A 14,792-nucleotide genomic window follows, 5' to 3' on the forward strand; every position below is an offset into this window, starting at 1 on the left:
CGCGGTGGGAGAGAGAGATTCTAGCCTGCGACCGGATCAGGGCATCGCTAGGCCGGACCCCAGTAGCCGATGCGGCGACGCAGTTTCAGCTTGCGCCACAGGTTGAGCGGCTTGCGCCGGCGGTTGCGACCGCCGCGGGCGAGGAAGGCGTCGATCGCGTCAAGCACGCGCTCGCTGGAGCGGCCGTCGCGGCGCGGATGGATGGCGTTGCCGTAGTCGGCGATCGCCTGCATCAGTTCCGGCGGCCGCGCCAGCGCGCGTTCGATCGCCGGCTCGAAGTCCTTCGCGTCGTCGATGTCGAGCAACTGCGGCCCGGGGCGCCGGTTCTTGAATGTCACCACCGGCTTGCCGGTGAGCAGGAACTCGTTGAGCGCCGAGGAGGTATCCGAGCACATCATGTCGACTTGCGGGAACAGCTCCAGGATGTTGTCGTTCTCGGCGAAGGTGAGGTACTCGTTCTGCAGCGCCTTGAACTTCGCCGTGGTCTCCGGGTTCATCTTCGGATGGAAGGTGACGATCCAGTGCCAGCGACCGTCGCGCGACAACCGCTTCACTTCCTCGTACAGCGTCTCGGCGGCACTCCACGACGGCGAAAAGGTGGAGTGGTAGAGGATCACCGGCGGCCGGCGCACCGGCGGCAGCGGACCGGCGATCTCGCGCATGAACGGGTCGAGCTTGGGCCAGCCGGTCTCGGTCACCGTGAAGTGGCCGAGCCGGTCCGCCAGCGCCTGGAACTGGGCGGTATCGCGTGGACCGGTGGTGCAGTACAGATCGAAGAAACCGCGGATGTAGATGTGGCGCGGCTTGCCCGCATCGAAACCGTGGAACACCTCGACCTTCACGCCGGTGAAGAAATGCGGCAGGTGATTGCCCGGGGTCAGCACGGCGTCGGGCTTCCATGCGCGCACGCCGGCCACGTCGAGCAGGCGCTCGCCCTCGACCAGATCCTCGGCGCCGGGGCCGTCGAAAAACCACGCCGCCTCGCCGCCGCGGGCGCGCACCGCCTCCTGCAGCGGGCGCAGGATGGCCAGCGCGTAGCGCTCGGAGCCGTACATCAGATAGCGTCTGGGACTGTTCATTCGATGCTCGCGCCCTGCGCGCGCAGCGCGCTGGCGGCCTGTTCGACGGATGCCGGGTTGCGCGTCATCTCGTAGTAGCGCATGCGCTTGTACAGCGCGTAGCTGGCGGCGGTCTGCGCGATCACGAAGCCGCGCCAGCCATCCAGGCAGGCCAGCCGGAACAGGTAATCCTTGAGGAAAGCCAGCGCGTAGACGAACGGCGCCTGCCACATCCGCGCCGGCTTGCCCTTGTCCAGCCAGTCGCGGCATTTCAGCTCGGCGTACTGCAGCACCTTGAGCTGCTTGTGCACCAGGGTCGGGTTGTTGGTGTGCAGGAAGCTGCCGCGCAGGGTGGGCGCGGGGCCATCGAACTGCAGCGATTCGTGCACGCGCGCATCGCTCCAGCGCGCGCGGCCGCGGTGGTACAGGCGGGCCATGCGCTCGCCCGTGGCTGGCCGGTACCAGCGCATCGGCGCGCCCATGTAGACCGTGCTGCGGCGCAGGTACGCGGCGGCAGCGTGGCCGGCCATCAGTGCGGGCAGGCGCCGCTGCAGTTCGTCGGCGAGGTCGCCGCCGAGGTATTCGTCGGCGTCCAGGACCAGGATCCAGTCGTGCGCGCACTGGCCGGCGGCGAAATTGCGCTGCGGCCCGAAACCCAGCCAGTCCTGGTGGACGACGCGCGCGCCATGCGCCTGCGCGATCGCCACGGTGTCGTCGTCGCTGCCGCAATCGACGACCAGTTTCTCGGCGGCAAACGGCACGCTGTCCAGGCAGCGGGCGATGTGGGCCGCCTCGTTGCGGGTGATCACGGCGAGGGTCAGGGGAAACGCGGGCATGGCGGCGATTCTAGCCGAATCATGCGAGTGGTCCGCCGCTGCGTTATGCTGTGAATGCGGAGTGAATTCCGTGGCTGGCGTGCGATTGGAGGGATTCCGGACGCCGCAGCCTCCTGGAGCGGTTGCCGTGGGACGGCGTAAGGGGCGCAGGGCGCCCACAGTCAGCGTCAGGTTCGCCGCAAGCCGGATATCGGCGCGGATCGTCCGACGCGAGACATGGAAGCGGAACATCGCGTCCGCCAGCGGCCGGAGGCCGCATCCAATGCAGTCTTCATGTACCGCTGTGGGGGGCATGCCATGCGCATCAGTGTTGCCGTGATCACCTATAACTGGCCCGAGGCGCTGGAACTGGTGCTGCGCGCGCTGGCCAGCCAGACCGAACTGCCGCACGAGGTGATCGTCACCGACGACGGCTCGCGCCCGGCCACCAGCGAACTGCTGCGACGCCTGGCGCACGACTATCCGGTGCGGCTGGTGCACCTGTGGCAGCCCGACGACGGCGCGCGCATGAGTCGCGCGCGCAACCGCGCAATCGCCGCCGCGCAGGGCGACTACATCATCCTGCTCGACGGCGACATGGTGGTCGAGCGGCATTTCATCGCCGACCATCGCCGCTTCGCCCGGCGCGGCTGCTTCACCCAGGGTTCGCGCGTGCTCACCGATGCCCGCTCGGTGCAGGAGATGCTGGGCCGCGGGCCGACCTTTCCGGATTTCTTCCGCCGCGGCATCGACCGTCGCCGCCACACCGTGCGCCTCCCGCTGCTCGCCCATCTGTTCGCCCGTCCGAGCATGCGCCAGCGTGGCATCAAGAGTTGCAACATGGGTTTCTGGCGCGACGACCTGTTGCGCCTCAACGGTTTCAACGAAGCGATGACCGGCTGGGGTCGCGAGGATACCGAACTGGCCGTGCGCGCCTTCCACGCCGGGCTGCTGCGCCGCGACCTGCGCCTGGGCGCGCTGGCGGTCCATCTCTACCACCCCACCCGCAAGCACCTGGTGGACAACCCCAACGACCGCATCCTGGCCGAGACGCGGCAGCGCAACCTCGTTCGTTGCGAACGCGGCGTCGAGCAGTACCGCGACGAGTTTGCCGTCGCGCCGCTCGACCTGCGCGCGGTCGTTGCACCGACCCCGTTGCGGCCATCGATGCACGTGGGTCACGTGGCCGCGCCACCGGCCGCCGCCACTGCGTAGGACAGTCGTCCGCCTCGGTCAGGCCGCGGCCACCCGCGGCGGCTCGCGGTGGCGCAGCCAGGCAAGTCGCAGCGCCAGCCCCAGCACCACGAAGAAATAGAACGACTGCGTCATCACCCGGTAGAACACCGCGTCGGTGAGCGCGCAGAGCATGTACAAGGCGATCACGCCGACGCCGACGGCGGCCGGCAGCGCTACTTCGTCGTCCGCATCCAGCACGCGCCGGCTGAAGTAGCGCAGCGGCACCAGGAACACCGCCAGCAGCACCAGCAGACCTGGCACGCCGCCGGTGGCGGCCGCTTCCAGATACTCGTTGTGCGGCTGGTTGTAGCGTTCGATCGCGGCATGGCTGCGGCCGGCGGCGACCTCCTCGCGCGTATACGCGTCGAATTGGCCCACGCCGATGCCCACCAGCGGGTGTTCGCCGAAGGCGCGCGCCGCGGTGCGCCACATCTCCAGCCGCTCGATCACGGCGCCGCGGGTGGCCTGGCTATGGTCGAAGCGGGTGACCTCCGGCGCGATGGCCTGGAACCGCTCCACCATTTCGCCGCGCATGCCGAAGGTGACGGTCCCGGCCACCACAGACACGGCACCGACCAGCAGCAGGCTGGAGCGCCAGTGTCCGCAGCGCCGCGCGTGCAGCAGCACCAGCAGCAGGAACACCGGCGCAAATGCCAGCAGCGGGCCGCGGCTCTGGGTCAGCAGCGCGCCGTACATGGCGCAGCCCATCGCCACCAGATGCAGCCAGCGTTCCCGGCGCCCCGTGCCGCGCGCCAGGAATTGCACCAGCGCCATCGTCGACAGGCCCAGCAACACCGTGGCCAGTTCGATCGAGGCCGACGGGCCGCCATTGAGGCCGTGCGGACGGTCGATGCCGAGCGCGTAGGCCTGCACCACGGCGGCCGCGCCCAGCACGATGGCGCCGAGGCTGAAACCGGCCCACACCACGCGCATCCGCAACGGCAGGCTGAAGCACGCCGCCACCACCAGGAACAGCAGAATGTGCGCCGGGCGATCCAGCGGTCGCCAGCCCAGGTCGTGCAGCAGCACGTTGAAGATCACGAATCCGATCATCGCCAGCGCCACCGCCACCGGCGGCCACGCCGCGCGATAGCTGCGCCGGATCGAGGCGGTGCTCGCCACCAGCGCCAGTCCAAGCAGGAACAGCAGCGCCGGCGGCAGCGCCTTGATCCCCCAGTCGATCGAGAACGACAGCGGCATCAGGGCCAGCAGGATCGACACTGTCCACGCCGGCCCGGGGCGCGCGAACACCTGCGCGAGGCGGGTATCGGTCATGCGCGCGTCACACTCGCGAAGACCGCCGCGAGACAGGCTGGGCGGCGTGGAGAGGAAGTGGTGCGGTTCATTCGTCGTCGTCGCCTGCGGTACGCGGGATGCACCCGGGTATTACCGCGTCGTGCCTGAACATCCACCACTCGCGGCGGTTGGCGTGGCCGACATGGATCGCCCGCGCGCGATCCACGCAAGCGCCCATCGCCTCGTCCAGGCTGAAGATCCAGCGTTGCGCGGGATCGCCCTCGAGCCAGGCGATCGCCTCGGCGTACTGCCGCGGCCACGGTTTGCGGAAGCCGAACTCGGTCACCGGGCCCTGCGCCATCAGCAGGTTCTGCTCCTTCCACGCGAGCAGGCCGATCGTGGCCTGCGGGCCGGCGATGGCGCGCGCCTCGACCATCACGTCGCGCGCCGAGCGGTCGCCGTTGAGTAGCGGATAGCCCCACACCCCATACACGCTCCACAGCACGCCGGCGAACAGCAGCCATCCCAGCGGCGCGCGGCGCACCCGCGTCAGCGCGGCGATGGCGAGGCCGGCCACGCCGATGGCCAGCAGCATCCACCAGATCCGCGGGTCCAGGCTCTGTTCTATCTTCAGCGCCCAGGCCGGGTGGCGATGGATCGCCAGCGCCGAGGCGGCGGCCAGCGTGCCGGCCAGCAGCACGGTCAGCGCGAACACCGCGATGCGCACGCCGCGCCGGCGCAACAGGCCGGGCAGCAGCGGCGCCAGCGCCAGCGCCACCATCGGCAGCGCCGGCAGGATGTAGACGTCGCGCTTGCCGGGGCTGAGCGAGAAAAACAGCAGCACCAGCACGGCCCAGCCCAGCGGCAGCAGGAAACGCGCATCGCGTCGTTTCAGCCGGCGCCACCACGCCGGCAGCGCCCACGGCAGCAGCAGCGACAGCGGCAGCCAGTCGACCACTATGATGCCGAGGAAGTAGAACGGCGAATGGATATGGCCGGTGGGCGTGGCGTAGCGGTGCACGGTCTGCCCGAACAGGATGTTCTGCACGTACTCGGCGTGCTGCGGGTCGCCGTCGGCATGGGCGATCAGCAGCATCGGCAGCAGCCAGCCGAGGATCGCCACGAAGAACAGCGCCAGCCCGCCGGCCCAGCGCCAGCCGCCGGTGGGCAGGGCGAGGTGCCGCCAGTGGCCGCGGCGCGCGACCATGTACGGCACCAGCATCAGCAGGGCCAGCACGCCCACGCCCTTGGTCGCCACGCCCACGCCGGCGAAGAAACAGCCCACGGCGAACCAGCGCCAGCACGGCCCCAGCAGCAGATGGCGCAGCAGGCCGTAGTTGGCCAGCGTCATCCAGCCCAGCAGCAGCGGGTCGATCTGCGCGTTGCGCATCTGGTAGGTGAAGTGGATCGTGACCAGCAGCGTGGCCGCGGCCAGCAGCGCGCTGCGGTGACCCCACAGCCGCCGAGCCAGGTCGTAGACCAGTGCCAGCGCGCCCAGCGCGGCGAGCAGCGAGGGCAGCAGGAAGGCGATGCGCCAATGGCCGGTGAGGTAGTAACTGAGCGCCTGCAGCCACATGAACACCGGCGGCTTGTCCGGGTACAGCTCGTGGCCGCGGTGCGGGAACAGCCACTGGCCGTGCTCGACCATCCATTGCGCGACCAGCGCGAAGCGCGGTTCGTCCGAAGGCCACGGATCGCGCAACCCCAGCCCGGCACCGAGCACCAGCAAGGCGAACGCGCCGAACACGACCAGCTCCCAACGGGCATCGCGCAACCACAACGGACGGGCGCGGGACAAGGGCACCGGGGGATTCACGATGAAGGGAGTTCCGCTGCGGGGACAGGGAGGGCAAGCATAAACGGCCGGCGCGATCCCGCACAGCCCCGCCCTGTGGCGGCGCGGCCGCGAGGTGCTCAGCCGCGCTTGTGCACCACCGCGTAATACATGCCGTCGAGATCGCCGTCGCCGGGCAGGATCTGCCAGCCCACCGCGGCGGCCTGGCCGATCGGCAGGCTGAGCGGCACGGCCTGGGCATCCGCTTGCTGCGCCAGCCACGTGCCGACCACGGCCTCGTTCTCCGCGCGCAGCACCGAGCAGGTGATGTAGACCAGCCGCCCGCCCGGCGCCAGCAATGGCCACAGCGCGGCGAGGATGCGCCGTTGCTGCGCGCCCATCGCGGCGATATCGCTCTCGCGCCGGTGCAGGCGCACGTCCGGTCGCCGGCGCAGCACGCCGGTTGCCGAGCATGGGGCATCGACCAGGATGCGGTCGAACAGCTGGCCCTTCCACCAGCGCGCGGGCACGCCGGCGTCGCCGACCACGATCTTCGCGTCCAACCGCAGCCGCATCAGGTTCTGCCGGATGCGTTCGGCGCGCGCGGGTTCGAACTCCAGCGCGGTGAGGTCGATCTCGGCGCGCTCCAGCAGATGGCAGGCCTTGCCGCCGGGCGCGGCGCACGCATCCAGCACGCGCAGGCCGTCGCGCAGCTCGGCGAGGTCGGCGGCGACCTGGGCGGCACCGTCCTGCACCGCGAAGTGGCCGGCGTCGAAGCCGGGCAGCCGGGTGACGTCGGTGCTGTGCGGCAGCACCAGCGCGTTGGCCAGCCACGGGTGGGCGCTGGCCGCGTGACCGGCAGCCTGCAGTTGGCCGATCAGCGTGTCGCGCTGGCAGCGCCGGCGATTGACCCGCAGCATCAGTGGCGGCTCGCCGTTGTCGGCCGCCATCACCGCGGCGGCCTGTTGCGGCCAGTCGCGTTCGAGCGCCGCGGCCAGCCAGGCGGGGTGGGCGTGGCGGGTGGCGGGGTTGGCGTCGAGCGCGGCCAGCCGCGCGGTCCGTTCGCGCTGCCAGCGGCGCAGCACGGCATTGACCAGGCCGGCGAGCTGCGGGCGCTTCAGCGCACGCACCGCCTCCACGGTGGCCGCCACGGCGGCGTAATCCTGCAGTTCGAGGATTTCCAGTTGCACCAGCCCCAGCACCAGCAGCGCATGCACCGCCGGGTCTTTGGGGCGCAGGGATTTCTCCAGCAGGCCGTCGATGGCCGGGTCGAAGCGCAGCCACCAGCGCGCGCCTTCGCTGAGCAGGGCCATCAGCAGCGCGCGGTCGCGCGGATCGGCCAACCTCGGCGCGTTGCGCTCCATCACTTCGCGCAGCGAGGCGCCGCGCAGGGCGATCTCGGCCAGACCCCTGGCGGCGAGGGCGCGGGTATCGGTTTTCACGGGCGCGGGCGCAGGTCGGGGCGGGCGTTGAGGTAGTCCGTCGCGCCGATGCGCTTGCCGCCGGCGCGCTGCACCGCGGTGATGCGCAGGGCGCCGCTGCCGCAGGCGACGTCGATGCCTTCGCGCCCGGCCGCCAGCACGCTGGCCGGGGCGGCATGGTGGTCCACTTCGATGGCGCGCGCGGCCCAGATCCGCAGCGATTCGCCGGCGATCTCCGCCTCGGCTACCGGCCACGGGTCGAATGCGCGCACCTGGCGTTCCAGCTCGATGGCCGGGCGGCGGAAGTCGAGCTTCGCCTCGGCCTTGTCCAGCTTGTGCGCGTAGGTCACGCCGTCGGTCGGCTGCGGCGTGGCGACCAGCGTCTCGCCCGCCAGGGTACGGCGCAGGCCCTCGGCCAGCAGCTCGGCGCCCAGCGCGGCGAGGCGGTCGTGCAGCGAGCCGCCGGTGTCGTCGCGGCGGATCGGGGTGCGCCGCCGCAACAGCACCGGACCGGTATCGAGGCCGGCCTCCATCTGCATCAGGTCGACCCCGCTCTCGGCGTCGCCGGCGAGGATTGCGCGCTGGATCGGCGCGGCACCGCGCCAGCGCGGCAGCACGCTTGCGTGCACGTTCCAGCAACCCAGGCGGGGGATCGAGAGCACTTTGCGCGGCAGGATCAGGCCATAGGCGACCACCACCAAAAGGTCGGGGCGGTAATCGGCGAGCCGCTGCTGCACCTCGGCGGATTTCAGCGACTCGGGCTGTTCCACGGTCACCCCGGCGGCCAGTGCGGCCTGCTTGACCGGGCTGGGCGCCAGCTTGCGGCCGCGGCCGGCCGGGCGGTCGGGCTGGGTATAGACGGCCACCAGCTCCGCGCCGCTGTTGCGGCACGCCTCGAAGCAGGGCACGGAGAATTCGGGGGTGCCGGCAAAGGCCAGCCGCAGGCCGGCGCTACTCAAGCACCCGCCGCCTGCTTGCGCTGCTTGTCGAGCCGCTTCAGCAGCAGGCTGCGCTTGAGCGGCGACAGGTAATCGACGAAGACCTTGCCGTCGAGATGGTCCATCTCGTGCTGGATGCACACCGCCAGCGGGCCTTCGGCTTCCACCACGATCTCCTTGCCGTCCACGTCCTGCGCCTTGACCTTCACCTTCAGCGCGCGGGTGACGTCGGCGTACAAGCCGGGAAACGACAGGCAGCCCTCCTGGTAGACCTGCGAGCCATCCTTTTCCAGCAGCTGGGCATTGATCAGCGCCAGCGGCTGGTTGCGCCCCTCGCTCATGTCGGCCACCAGCACCCGCTGGTGCACGTTGACCTGGGTGGCGGCCAGGCCGACACCGTTGGCCGCGTACATGGTTTCGAACATGTCGGCCACGAACTGCTTCAGCTTCGCGTCGAACGCGGTGACCGGCGCGGCGCGGGTGCGCAGGCGCGGGTCGGGGAACTCCAGGATGGAAAGTACGGACATGGCATCACCTCGGCGTCGAAAGTGCGGGCGACTTGGTAAAAATCCCACCCCGACGCGATCTAGAATGTGCATCATTGTACGTCGGCAAGCACGCGAGCGCAGACGATTTTCGCCAACCCGCGCCGGTTGCGCGGGTTAACCATTCGGTTACACTCGACCGAGCATCTGGGGAAGGGGGATTCCCGCCAATGATCAGAAAGACAATCGTGTTGCTGGCCGGCATGCTGGTCACCCTGACCGTCTATGCCGCGGGCGCGCAATTGCGTGCCAATCACCCCGACAGCTACACCGTTCGCCGTGGCGACACGTTGTGGGACATCTCCGCCAAATTCCTGGCCAAGCCGTGGTTGTGGCCGGAGATCTGGCAGGCCAACCCGCAGGTGCGCAATCCCCACCTGATCTATCCCGGCGACGTGCTCAACCTGTCCTTCATCAACGGCCCGAGCCTGCGGCTGGAGCCCGGCGTGCATCGCGAAGGCGAGGCGGTGCCGGCGATTCCGCTCAGCCAGCTGAAGATGTTCCTGAAAGACATGCGGGTGATGGATTCCAACGCGGTCAGCTCCGCGCCCTACGTGGTCGGCCTGGAAGAGAACCGCCTGCGCGGCGCCGTCGGCCAGAACCTTTACGTGCGCGGCTTGCAGGGCGAGCCGGGCCAGCGCTGGGCGATCGTGCGGCCCAGCCACGTGTTCCGCGGCTTCGACCAGAACGATCCGGCCGATGCCGACCTGGTGGCGCACGGCCTGGACAGCAACGCGGCAATGGTCAATGCGCCGTGGCGCGAGGATTCGCGCAACGACGGCCACTATGGCAAGGGCGACGACCTCGGCGTCGAGGTGACGGTGATCGGCACCGCCGAGACCCTGCGCACCGGTGATCCGGCCACCCTGCTGCTGCTCGACTCCACCCGCGAGATCCGCAGCGGCGACCGCATCATGCCGATCGACGAGCATCCGTACGACGCGTACTACTACCCGCATGCGCCGAAGTCGCTGCCGGCCGACGCCAAGGTGATCGGTTTCGCCGACGCCCTGCGCGCGGCGGGTTCGCGCCAGGTGGTGCTGCTCTCGGTGGGTGCCCGCGACGGCGTCGACAACGGCACCACGTTCTCGATCTTCGAGCCCGGCGAGACCATCCACGACGATGTGGCCAGCAACAGCTGGAACCGCGGCGTAGGCGAAAAGGTCAAGCTGCCGGACGAGTACGTCGGCCACGTCATGGTGTTCCGCACCTTCGACCGGGTCAGCTACGGCCTGGTGATGGACAGCCTGCGCCCGGTACACGCCGGCGGCCGGCTGACCATGCCCGAATAGCGGCCATCGCAACGGCATCCTCCTACACGACGGCGCGGCCACCACCGCGCCGTCTTCGTCTGCGGTCGCTGCGTACACTCCCGGGCATGCATGATCCGCACCCTGATGACGACCACCGCGCCTGGCTGACCGCGCTGCGCACGCCCGGGCTCGGTCCCGGCGGCCTGCGCCAGTGGCTGGATCGCGGCGACGGCGACATCCATGCCGCGCTGGCGCAGTTGCGCCGTGACGGTGCCGGGCTCGATTCCGCCGCGCTGGCCTGGCTGGAGCACCCGGACGAGGCGCGCCTGGCGCAGGACCTGGCCTGGCTGGCCGAGCCCGGCCACCGGCTGCTGCGGTGCACGGATGCGGATTTCCCGCCGCAACTGGAGCACATCCCGCAGCCGCCGGCGGTGCTGTTCGTGGCGGGCGATGCGAGCCTGCTGCTGCATCCGCAGGTGGCCATCGTCGGCGCGCGCGCAGCCAGCGCCAGCGGCATGGCGCACGCGCGGGCGTTTGCCCGTACGCTGGCCGAGGCGGGTTTCACGATCACCAGCGGCATGGCCGACGGCATCGACGGCGCGGCACACGCCGCCGCACTGGATGCCGGCGCGAAGACGCTGGCGGTGATCGGTACCGGGCCCGATCGGGTGTATCCGCGCAAACACCACGCGTTGGCCCGGCGCCTGGTCGAACACGGCGCGCTGGTCAGCGAATTTCCGCCCGGCACGGCGGCGCGGGCCGACCATTTCCCCCGCCGCAACCGGATCATCTCCGGGCTGGCGCTGGGGGTGCTGGTGGTCGAGGCGGGGCTGCGTTCGGGTTCGCTGATCACCGCGCGACTGGCCGCCGAGCAGGGCCGCGAGGTGTTCGCGCTGCCAGGATCGATCCACAATCCGCTGGCCAGCGGCTGCCACCGGCTGATCCGCGATGGCGCGCGACTGGTGGAATGCGCGGCGGAAATCGTCGAATTGCTGGCCCCCGCGGCGCGTTCACTGGGCCTCGAACTGGCCGCTCGGCTGGGTGGCGAGGAGGTCGGAACCGTCACGACGGCGACCGCGGCGGACGCCGATTATCGACGATTGTTGTCCGCACTTGGCCACGAACCGGCGACAATGGATGAACTTGTGCAGCGCACCGAGCTGTCGGCCGCGGCACTGTCCTCGATGCTGCTGATGCTGGAACTGGACGGGCGCATCGAACGCCGGTCGGGCAACGCCTACCAGGTCATGCCCACGTCCCTGCGGGCTTGACAGCCGAAGCCATGGCGTGGTTTCAACTATATATATGTCCGGCACGGAAGCGCCGGTGGTTCACTTTTGGATATCCCGCTTCATGGCAAAAAACCTGCTCATCGTCGAATCACCGGCCAAGGCCAAGACGATCAACAAATACCTCGGCAAGGACTTCCAGGTCCTCGCATCCTACGGTCACGTGCGCGACCTGAAGCCGAAGGAGGGCGCGGTCGACACCGAGCACGGTTTCGCGATGGCCTACGAGGTGATCGAGCGCAACCAGAAACACGTCGACGCGATCGCCAAGGCGGCCCGGGAGGCTGACGACATCTATCTGGCGACCGACTTGGATCGCGAAGGCGAGGCGATCAGTTGGCACATCAGCGAGATCCTGAAGGAGCGCGGCCTGACCAAGGGCAAGCAGCTGCACCGGGTGGTGTTCTCCGAGATCACGCCGAAGGCGATCAAGGCCGCGGTGGCCGCGCCGCGCCAGCTCTCGCACGACCTGGTCGACGCGCAGCAGGCGCGCCGCGCGCTGGACTACCTGGTCGGCTTCAACCTGTCGCCGGTGCTGTGGCGCAAGGTGCAGCGCGGGCTTTCCGCCGGCCGCGTGCAGTCGCCGGCGCTGCGCATGATCGTCGAGCGCGAGGAAGAGATCGAGGCGTTCAAGGCGCGCGAGTACTGGACCGTGGAAGCGCAGCTCAAGCACGTCGAAGGCGACTTCAGTGCGCGGCTGTCGCGTCTCAACGGCAAGAAGTTCGAGCAGTTCGACCTCACCAACGAAGCCGATGCCCAAGCCGCGCGTGCGGCGCTGAAGCAGGCCGCACGCGGCCAGCTCACGGTCAGCGACGTCACCTCGAAGGAGCGCAAGCGCCGCCCGGCCGCGCCGTTCACCACCTCCACCCTGCAGCAGGAGGCCGCGCGCAAGCTCGGCTTCACCACCAGCCGCACGATGAAGGTGGCGCAGGGCCTGTACGAAGGCGTGGCGCTGGGCGACGAGGGCAACGTCGGCCTGATCACCTACATGCGTACCGACTCGACCATGCTCGGCGACGACGCGATGGCCGAGCTGCGCCAGCTGATTGCCCGCGACTTCGGCGCGAAGGCGCTGCCGGACGCGGCGCAGGTATACAAGACCAAGTCGAAGAATGCGCAGGAAGCGCATGAGGCGATCCGCCCCACCTCGGCGATGCACACGCCGAAATCGGTGGCCGCCTTCCTCAACGACGACCAGCGCAAGCTGTACGAGCTGATCTGGAAGCGCACCGTCGCCTGCCAGATGATCCATGCCACGTTGAACACCGTCACGGTGGAGTTCGCGTTGCCGGACGCCCCCGGTGGCGACGCCTCGTTCCGCGCCAGCGGCACCACCGTGGTCGATCCCGGCTTCCTGGCCGTATACGAGGAAGGCCGCGACCAGAAGACCGCCGAGGACGACGATGAAGGCCGCCGCCTGCCGCGGCTGGCGAAAGGCGAGGCGGTGCCGCTGCATGAGATCGTCGCCGACCAGCACTTCACCGAGCCGCCGCCGCGCTACTCCGAGGCAAGCCTGGTCAAGGCGCTGGAAGAACATGGCATCGGCCGCCCGTCGACCTACGCCAGCATCATCCAGGTACTGCAGAACCGCGAATACGTGTTCCTCGACAGCCGCCGCTTCAAGCCCAGCGACGTGGGTCGCGCGGTGAGCAAATTCCTCACCCAGCACTTCACCCAATACGTCGATTACGACTTCACCGCCAAGCTGGAGGACGAGCTCGACGCGGTCAGTCGCGGCGAGGAAGCCTGGGTGCCATTGATGCAGCGCTTCTGGCTGCCGTTCAAGCAGCAGGTGGACGAGAAGGCCGAGTCGGTCGACCGCAGCGAGGCCACCGGTGCGCGCGAACTGGGCAGCGATCCGAAGACCGGCAAGCCGGTGTTCGTGCGGCTGGGCCGCTTCGGGCCGTATGCCGCGATCGGCGACAAGGACAGCGACGAGAAACTGCAGTTCGCCTCGCTGCGCCCGGGCCAGAGCATGCACACGATCAGCCTGGCCGAGGCGCTGGAGCTCTTCAAGCTGCCGCGCCAGCTCGGCCAGGCGGACAACGGCGACGAGGTCAGCGTCGGCATCGGCCGTTTCGGCCCGTTCGTGAAGCAGGGCAGCACCTACGCTTCGCTCAAGCCCGAGGATGATCCGTACACGATCGAACTGCCGCGTGCGCTGCAACTGGTGGCCGACAAGCTGGAGATGCTGGCCAACCGGATGATTCTCGATTTCGGCAACGGCGTGCAGGTGCTCAACGGCCGCTACGGCGCCTACATCACCGATGGCGAGAAGAACGCACGCATCCCGAAGGAGCAGGAACCGAAGCTGCTGACCGAGGCACAGTGCCTCGAACTGCTTGCCGCCGCGCCGGTGAAGAAGGGCCGCTTCGGCAAGAAGACGGCGACCAGGAAAGCCGCCGCGAAGAAGGCCGCGCCGGCGAAGAAGGCCGCAGTGAAGAAGGCCGCGACGAAGAAGGCGCCGGCGAAAAAGACGGCCGCGAAAAAAGCCGCGGCGAAGAAAACCGCCACGAAGAAGACCGCGGCGAAGAAGTCTCTTGCCGGCAAGGCCGGCGCCTGATGCTGCAGCGTTTCACGCTCGACGAAGTCGATGCCGCTGCTGCACTGCTGCATGGCGGCGGCGTGCTCGCCTATCCGACCGAGGCGGTGTTCGGCCTCGGCTGCGATCCGTTCGACCGCGGCGCGTTCGAGCGGGTGTTCGCGCTGAAGCAGCGCCCGTCGACGCAGGGCGTGCTGCTGATCGCGGCGGACTTCAGCCAGGTCGAACCCTGCATCGACTTCGCGGCGGTGCCCGATGCGGTGCTGCGGCAGGTGCGCGCCAGCTGGCCGGGGCCGTACACGTGGATTTTCCCGCGCTCGGCATGGGTGCCCGACTGGGTGGCCGGCGCGCATGCCGGCGTCGCGCTGCGGGTCAGCGCGCACGAACCGACGGCGTTACTGTGCCGTGCCTTCGGCGGCGCGCTGGTGTCGACCAGCGCCAACCCGCACGGGCAGCCGCCGGCCCGCGCCGCGCAGACCGTGGCCGAGTATTTTGGCGATGCCCTGGACGGCCTGCTGGATGCCCCGCTGGGTGACCAATCCAGCCCCACGGTGATTCGCGACGCCCTTTCGGGCGCTATCATCCGCGCCTGAACGTGCGGGGGGAGCGCACGTCGGGGCATTCACGCCACCGTCCGCGTGGCGGCGCGATGCTGCCGCACGCCATTTGAGCATCCACGGAGACA

The 14,792-nt window shown here is 69.5% G+C and carries 12 protein-coding genes; 5 read left to right on the forward strand and 7 right to left on the reverse strand.

Features of this window, described 5'->3' with window-relative positions:
- Positions 1-47: 47 nt before the first annotated feature.
- Both ACVCL9_RS14900 and ACVCL9_RS14905 read right to left on the reverse strand, forming a co-directional pair.
- Entirely contained in the window at positions 48-1,079 is a 1,032-nt protein-coding gene (locus ACVCL9_RS14900) for a CDP-glycerol glycerophosphotransferase family protein (RefSeq protein WP_447097538.1), read from the reverse strand.
- The gene (locus ACVCL9_RS14905; protein ID WP_447097537.1) at positions 1,076-1,894 is read right to left on the reverse strand and encodes a glycosyltransferase family 2 protein; all 819 of its coding nucleotides are present in this window, start codon (positions 1,892-1,894) and stop codon (positions 1,076-1,078) included. The genes ACVCL9_RS14900 and ACVCL9_RS14905 overlap by 4 nt, the downstream gene beginning before the upstream one ends.
- Before the next feature lie 297 nt (positions 1,895-2,191).
- On the opposite strand from ACVCL9_RS14905, the gene ACVCL9_RS14910 reads away from it, so the two are divergent.
- Positions 2,192-3,088, forward strand: a complete 897-nt coding sequence (locus tag ACVCL9_RS14910; RefSeq protein WP_447097536.1) for a glycosyltransferase family 2 protein — start codon at positions 2,192-2,194, stop codon at positions 3,086-3,088.
- Positions 3,089-3,106: 18 nt separating this feature from the next.
- On the opposite strand, the gene ACVCL9_RS14915 is transcribed toward ACVCL9_RS14910, so the two are convergent.
- The 5 genes from ACVCL9_RS14915 to def form a co-directional block, all read right to left on the reverse strand.
- Complete coding sequence (locus tag ACVCL9_RS14915) at positions 3,107-4,384, reverse strand: O-antigen ligase family protein (RefSeq protein ID WP_447097535.1); 1,278 nt, start codon at positions 4,382-4,384, stop codon at positions 3,107-3,109.
- Positions 4,385-4,451: 67 nt separating this feature from the next.
- The gene (locus ACVCL9_RS14920) at positions 4,452-6,161 is read right to left on the reverse strand and encodes an ArnT family glycosyltransferase (protein WP_447097534.1); all 1,710 of its coding nucleotides are present in this window, start codon (positions 6,159-6,161) and stop codon (positions 4,452-4,454) included.
- Between the two features lie 98 nt (positions 6,162-6,259).
- Positions 6,260-7,561, reverse strand: coding sequence for a 16S rRNA (cytosine(967)-C(5))-methyltransferase RsmB (gene rsmB, locus ACVCL9_RS14925; RefSeq protein WP_447097533.1), 1,302 nt, complete (start codon positions 7,559-7,561; stop codon positions 6,260-6,262).
- A complete protein-coding gene (fmt, locus tag ACVCL9_RS14930) occupies positions 7,558-8,484 on the reverse strand; it encodes a methionyl-tRNA formyltransferase (protein WP_447099498.1) in 927 nt (308 codons plus the stop codon). Before fmt ends, rsmB begins: the two co-directional genes overlap by 4 nt.
- Positions 8,485-8,495: 11 nt before the next feature.
- On the reverse strand, positions 8,496-9,005 hold the full coding sequence (gene def / locus ACVCL9_RS14935) for a peptide deformylase (RefSeq protein WP_447097532.1): 510 nt from the start codon (positions 9,003-9,005) through the stop codon (positions 8,496-8,498).
- A 188-nt stretch (positions 9,006-9,193) separates the two neighbouring features.
- Between def and ACVCL9_RS14940 the strand changes: the two genes are divergently transcribed.
- From ACVCL9_RS14940 to ACVCL9_RS14955, 4 genes are all read left to right on the forward strand, one after another.
- Positions 9,194-10,315, forward strand: a complete 1,122-nt coding sequence (locus ACVCL9_RS14940) for a LysM peptidoglycan-binding domain-containing protein (RefSeq protein WP_447097531.1) — start codon at positions 9,194-9,196, stop codon at positions 10,313-10,315.
- Between the two features lie 86 nt (positions 10,316-10,401).
- Positions 10,402-11,547 (forward strand): DNA-processing protein DprA, encoded by a 1,146-nt coding sequence (gene dprA, locus ACVCL9_RS14945; RefSeq protein ID WP_447097530.1) that lies wholly within the window; start codon positions 10,402-10,404, stop codon positions 11,545-11,547.
- An 82-nt stretch (positions 11,548-11,629) separates the two neighbouring features.
- Positions 11,630-14,128 (forward strand): DNA topoisomerase I, encoded by a 2,499-nt coding sequence (locus ACVCL9_RS14950; protein ID WP_447097529.1) that lies wholly within the window; start codon positions 11,630-11,632, stop codon positions 14,126-14,128.
- Positions 14,128-14,700: an L-threonylcarbamoyladenylate synthase gene (locus ACVCL9_RS14955; protein ID WP_447097528.1), complete on the forward strand. Its 573-nt coding sequence runs from the start codon at positions 14,128-14,130 to the stop codon at positions 14,698-14,700. The genes ACVCL9_RS14950 and ACVCL9_RS14955 overlap by 1 nt, the downstream gene beginning before the upstream one ends.
- Positions 14,701-14,792: the final 92 nt, after the last annotated feature.

Source organism: Rhodanobacter sp. UC4438_H5, assembly GCF_052978405.1.

Excerpts from the sequence above, each read along its gene's own strand:
- ACVCL9_RS14900 (WP_447097538.1), bottom strand. The coding sequence starts at position 1,079 with ATGAACAGTCCCAGACGCTATCTGATGTACGGCTCCGAGCGCTACGCG.
- ACVCL9_RS14905 (WP_447097537.1), bottom strand. The coding sequence starts at position 1,894 with ATGCCCGCGTTTCCCCTGACCCTCGCCGTGATCACCCGCAACGAGGCG.
- ACVCL9_RS14910 (WP_447097536.1), top strand. The coding sequence starts at position 2,192 with ATGCGCATCAGTGTTGCCGTGATCACCTATAACTGGCCCGAGGCGCTG.
- ACVCL9_RS14915 (WP_447097535.1), bottom strand. The coding sequence starts at position 4,384 with ATGACCGATACCCGCCTCGCGCAGGTGTTCGCGCGCCCCGGGCCGGCG.
- def (WP_447097532.1), bottom strand. The coding sequence starts at position 9,005 with ATGTCCGTACTTTCCATCCTGGAGTTCCCCGACCCGCGCCTGCGCACC.
- ACVCL9_RS14940 (WP_447097531.1), top strand. The coding sequence starts at position 9,194 with ATGATCAGAAAGACAATCGTGTTGCTGGCCGGCATGCTGGTCACCCTG.
- dprA (WP_447097530.1), top strand. The coding sequence starts at position 10,402 with ATGCATGATCCGCACCCTGATGACGACCACCGCGCCTGGCTGACCGCG.
- ACVCL9_RS14950 (WP_447097529.1), top strand. The coding sequence starts at position 11,630 with ATGGCAAAAAACCTGCTCATCGTCGAATCACCGGCCAAGGCCAAGACG.
- ACVCL9_RS14955 (WP_447097528.1), top strand. The coding sequence starts at position 14,128 with ATGCTGCAGCGTTTCACGCTCGACGAAGTCGATGCCGCTGCTGCACTG.